The organism is Chthonomonas sp. (genome assembly GCF_035294165.1).
GTDB lineage: Bacteria > Armatimonadota > Chthonomonadetes > Chthonomonadales > Chthonomonadaceae > Chthonomonas.
The window spans coordinates 1-5,130 of the sequence record NZ_DATGLN010000260.1 but is presented as its reverse complement, the minus strand read 5'-3'; the positions used below and the strand labels follow the sequence as shown (position 1 = coordinate 5,130).

Below are 5,130 nucleotides of genomic sequence, written 5' to 3'. Positions count from 1 at the left end.
AAGCTAGGCCTAGCTACACCGTTCCTAGTTTTCATCCTCAATGCCATCTACGGCTTAATTCTAGGCGCGTTCTATGTACCTTGCTCTGCCGATACTAAAATTTCACGATAATTTTACGGTATGAAGTTATAATAGACCCGTCTCTTCGTGAACGGGTGTTTTTTATTAGGAGGAGTTGTCTGTATCGGATGGAGCTAGAAAGCAGCCAAAAAGGCCAAGACAAGATAGCATCGGAAAATGTCATCCCTTTAGAACCTCTTGAGGAAGCCCTTATCTCACAAGCCGCTGTCATCTCAGATAGGCTCGATGTTACCTCACGAGACGATGCGTGGCTCAACGCCCTTGTCCAGCGTATGCGCACCACCTACTTCGCCGATGTTCCACAAGTCTATCCCATTGTTGCCCACTTCGGGCGCAGGGCGCATCGGCGTTTCGGCTCGATTGGAGCGCGAAACCACACCTCTATCCTTCGCCTCAACGGTCTTTTGGCCGACCCCGAAGTTCCCCTTTATGTGTTAGAGGCGGTCATCGCCCATGAGTTGGCACACTATGCTCACGGGTTTGGTTCTGGTTTAACGCGGCGTCATGCGGCTCCGCATCGCGGGGGTGTGGTAGATAAAGAGCTGGAACAAAGGGGGCTGGCCCTTGTGGCCGAGCGTGCAAAAGCCTGGATAGAAAGGGAATGGGAGGCATTTTATCAAAGCCGCTGTGCCGATCTTCTGCGCGAGGCTCAAGCAAAACAAAAGGCTACTGAGGCGCTATGGCGGGAATTTCTGGCCGCTGCGGGCAGGCGCACATTGGCCGATATCGAGCAGGAGATGGGCTATTTGGCCGCCCGAATCGGGTTCTTTGGTCCGCTTCCCAAAGTGGAGTGGCTTTACGCCACGCAAAAACAGAAGGCCCCTTCCTATTGGCTACCCAAACGGCAGGTGCTGCATTTGCATGGGCTGTTGGCCGACCGACGTGTGCCCGACTATTTTGTTCAGTTTCAAATTGCCTACTGGCTTACCCGCCAAAAAGAGGGGGCGAAATGGAGCGCCATTCAACCCAAACTATGGGAGGCCGGTCTGCGCTCCATTACCCAACAGGCGTTGGACTGGCGGCATCGCTGGAACCTTTTTGTAATGAAGCATCATCCACAAAAAAAGGCTAAATAGGCGCTTTTTTGTGTTTAGCTTGTGCCTGCGCGTAGGCGGCCAAAACACTTTGCGCCGTGCGTGCCGGCGAATAGATTTCCGCATGCCGAGAGGCGTTATGCCCCATTTGCTTCCGGCGTTGTGGGTTGTTCAACAAAATCTCAATGGCGGTTGCGAACGCGGGCGCGCTAAAGGGGCATATCAGCCCGGTCTGCTCCGGTATCACCGCCTCCCCCGCCCCTCCCTCGCTCACGGCGATGCAGGGCAGACCGCAGTTCATCGCCTCGATAACCACCAAACCTTGCGTCTCCATGGGCGAGGGCATCAGAAAAAGATCGGCAGCCGCATACCATGCCCCGATCTTCTCATGAGGCTGCGCCCCAACAAACACAACACGGTCTTGAATTCCTAGTCGCCGCACCTGCCATTCGAGCTGACAGCGACAGGGTCCATCGCCGACCAGCAGCAAGCGAAAAGCGCCTTGTGGTCCTCTCAAAGGCTTCTGTTGCAACTGGGCTACCGCCTGCAAAAGCAGGTCAACACGCTTCTCCGGTGCCAGCCTTCCCACATAGAGGAGCACGGGAACCTCATCGGGAATCGCCATCTGACAGCGCACCCTTTCACGATCTCCTGGAGAAACATGCGGGGGCGTCACCCCGCTAGGCACCACCTGAATGGGCACGGCGATTCCGCTCTGGGCAAGCGCTTGGGCCACGTAGCGCGAGGGGGCAATGATGACATCGGTTTTATTACAGAACCGCCGCATCACGCTGCGCATGGCGGGCGGCCCTAGGCGCCTTACAATGGCCGGTTTTGCCAGCAAAAGCATGGTGTCGTAAAGCGAATGCACGGTGTAGATCAGCGGGATGTCGTTTTTGCGGGCCAAATGGGCGCCGAGCCTTCCTACCGCGAAAGGGTGTTGGCAATGCACGATATCGATCTGCAACCGGCTAAAGTCGAACGGCAACGAGGGAAACGGACGCGCAAAGCGGTAGGGATGCTGGGGAAACGGGAGGGCCGGCAGGCGGTAGACCTGCTCGTCATCAGGTTGAGGGTCTCCGGCAGCAAAAATAAAGACTTCATGCCCCATAGAGCGCAGGGTCTCTCGGAGAGTTTGAATGGCGATGACCACCCCGTTTAGAACGGGGGTATAGCATTCGGAAAAAAGGGCGATACGCATAGATGTTATTTAGCGCTTTCGGGTTGGCCGGCAAAAGCGCTGTGTTCAGATTACCTCAAGGAGGCACTTTTAAACAAGAAAAAAGCCCTTTTGTTAGCCAATGGTTGCTGTTTACAACAGGCCACTGCGCTTGCGCACAAGCCATTCGATGGTTAAAGGCACGATGAACAACGCCAGGAAAAACGGCGAGTTCCAAAGTTCCGTTTCTCGTGTGCTTGTAACCACCAAAGGACGATTTTTGAGGGAGCGCAACCAGTCATCGAGTTGGTTTGGACGATAGTAGTGGCCTCCACCGGCGGCAGCAATCCGTTTTAACATCTTCTCATCTAGTTCGGGCTTTTGCAGCTCCAGCGCCAGGCTTTCCACCACGAAGGTGGCCGTTCCTTTCGAGCTCGGGTTTTGCGGTGAGGTCACCGAAATGGTATATTTGCCGGTGAGATTTGGCAGGTAACGTGCGGTGTACAGGCCGGGGGCATTTGGAGAGGGCTGCAGCGCGATGGTTTGCCGTACCCCATTGTTGCCGATGATGGTGGCCGCAAGTGAAGAGACCTTCACCGGATGGTAGTAAGGGTCGAGCAAACGCACGGTAATGCTAACCTGTTGCCCTAGGCGATAGCTGCTGCCGGGTCTATCGGTGGCCACCTGAACGAAGCGTTGATTTCCGGGCAGGTCGCGCGGGGTGAGGAAGCGAATGACCTGTCCCCAATACCGGTAAAAGTAGCGGTCGCCCACACGCCAGCGCCAACGCCAGGTGCTATCGGCCAAATCCATGTAGCACTTCCCCGCTCCAAAGTTTTGGTAGAGTGCCAGGGGGTAAGGGCCGTAGGCGTTGCTTCGTGCGGAGTTCACCGCCAGCACCACGGCGCCGGGTCGAACCCGCTCGGCTCCCTCGCACCAAAACATCCCAGGCAAGCTCTGCCAAATTTGCAGGTTGCGGGTGGGGTCATCGTCTAGGCGCATAATGGGGCTTTCCTGCCCTTGTGGGGTTAGTTGCCATTGAAACGGATCGTCTGTGGTGATCGGATTCGGGGAGGAGCTAAACGTGGCGGGCATAAGCGGGTCGAGCACGGTTCCCACAAACTCTTGAGGCATATGGTTTTCGCCTGCAATCAGCAGAAGGCTTCCCCCACGGTCTTCCACAAATCGGCGAATAAGCTGCAGCTGCGCGTCCGAGAAGTAGGAACGAGGCACATCGCCGAGAATAAGGATATCGTAGTCGAAGAGCGTTCGTTCATCGGAAGGAAAGCCGGAAATCTTTATATTCCCCTCCCCGCCGCTGTTGATGTCGTCGCCGCTCAGCAAAAGGCAAGCGAACTGGATGCTGGTATCGCGCAAGATGGCATTTTTGAGATAGCGAAACTCCCAACGTGGGCGTTCCTCCACCATAAGCACCTTGAGGGGCTTTTGAATAACGTTTTGGACGGCGGAACGGGCGTTGTTGGCGGCCGTGATCTCGCCTGGCTGGGGCGGCACACGAACGGTGTATACAAACCGGCCGGGCCGGTCGGGCACGTAGGTAAAGACGATCTCCTGTTTTTGGTCATCTGGAGCGAGACGAACGGTCTGTTGTTGGAAGGGTTGGCCGTTTCGCAGCAAGGAAACCGTTACCGTTTTGCCGGCATAGCCGCGCTGTTCCAAGTCGGCATAGAGGTTCACAACGTTATGCACGCGCACGTTGTCATCGGTGAGCACGCCGAGCACGGCGATATCTTTGGTTTTAGTGGGGTCGCCCACTCCGAGGGTGCTGACGGTTGTGTGAAGGGCGCGTGCCTCCATAGCTGCTGTAAGCGGGTCTTCCCCCTGATTATTCTCTCCATCGCTGATAACGAGCAGGCCGGCGACGGGTCGTCCGGCCAAATCTTGCGCCACCTCATGCAGGGCCGTGCCGATCTGGGTGCTATCCCCACCGGTTCGGTCTATATTAAGCGGGAAGGCCGTGGGGGTTCCGTTTTTATCATGGGGCAGTTCCAGAGCATGGGCTTGTGAGGCGAAGGTATAGAGTCGCAGGTCATAGCGTTTGGCGAGGGTTTTCAGCAGGGGGTCATGCTCCAGGAGGCGCTGTATGCGTGCGACACGTGGCAGGTGTCGGACTTCTTGCGGGGAGAGGGCTGTGGCCTGGGCCTCATTTGCGGCGTAGGTGGGGGGAAGGCGTGGGTCATCCAGTCCCATACTTTGGGAGGTATCCACGAGGATGGCCACAGAGGGTCGCAGGCGCTGTTCTTCGCGCAAGCGGAGAGTAGGTTGTGCCAGCATCAGCATAAGGGCGAAGAAGGCCAGCAATCGGAGGAGGAGCAGGGGGGTTTTTACCAGCCAGGAGGGTCGTGTTCCATCGCGGTAATAGCACCATGCAAACCAGAGAGCTGCGAAGATCAGGAGCGTTAGGGCGAGCGGTAGCACCCACGGTGTAGCGAACACCAGGTGGGCTTGTCGGATACGGCTTGCCGTCTGGGGTGGTATTCCAAAGATACGCTCCCAAAGGTGTGTGGGGAGCACTGAAAGCGCGAATTTCATTCGTTCTCGTTAACTTCCATCCATCTGCTTTGGACGTTTCTCACCCCCTTTCTGTTACATGTAGTCTACCCCGAATCCTGCGGTTCCATTCTATCCTTGTGTTTCAATCTCCACCCGCTCTGAGGGGAAGGGCGTCGGCCTTGAAGAGCCGGTGATACAGCGATGCCTGTGGCGATGACGGGTCTGTTGACAGTGTTTCAATCCCCACCAGCTCCGAAGAGCCGGTGATACGAGCTTTCAGATACAAGATGCGAATCCAACGACAAGTTTCAATCCCCACCAGCTCCGAAGAGCCGGTGATAC

Annotated in this window: 4 protein-coding genes; 1 reads left to right on the top strand and 3 read right to left on the bottom strand. The window is 56.4% G+C overall.

From position 1 onward, the window contains the following. The first annotated feature begins 188 nt into the window (after positions 1-188). Entirely contained in the window at positions 189-1,157 is a 969-nt protein-coding gene (locus VKV29_RS14790) for a hypothetical protein (protein ID WP_324202092.1), read from the top strand. Here VKV29_RS14790 and VKV29_RS14785 read toward each other — a convergent pair. From VKV29_RS14785 to VKV29_RS14775, 3 genes are all read right to left on the bottom strand, one after another. After that, positions 1,150-2,316, bottom strand: a complete 1,167-nt coding sequence (locus VKV29_RS14785) for a glycosyltransferase (RefSeq protein WP_324202091.1) — start codon at positions 2,314-2,316, stop codon at positions 1,150-1,152. The genes VKV29_RS14790 and VKV29_RS14785 overlap by 8 nt on opposite strands. Before the next feature lie 111 nt (positions 2,317-2,427). Continuing rightward, complete coding sequence (locus VKV29_RS14780; protein WP_324202090.1) at positions 2,428-4,827, bottom strand: hypothetical protein; 2,400 nt, start codon at positions 4,825-4,827, stop codon at positions 2,428-2,430. Positions 4,828-4,930: 103 nt separating this feature from the next. Continuing rightward, positions 4,931-5,130 (bottom strand): hypothetical protein (locus VKV29_RS14775; RefSeq protein ID WP_324202089.1); only part of this gene is annotated, 200 nt, incomplete at its 5' end.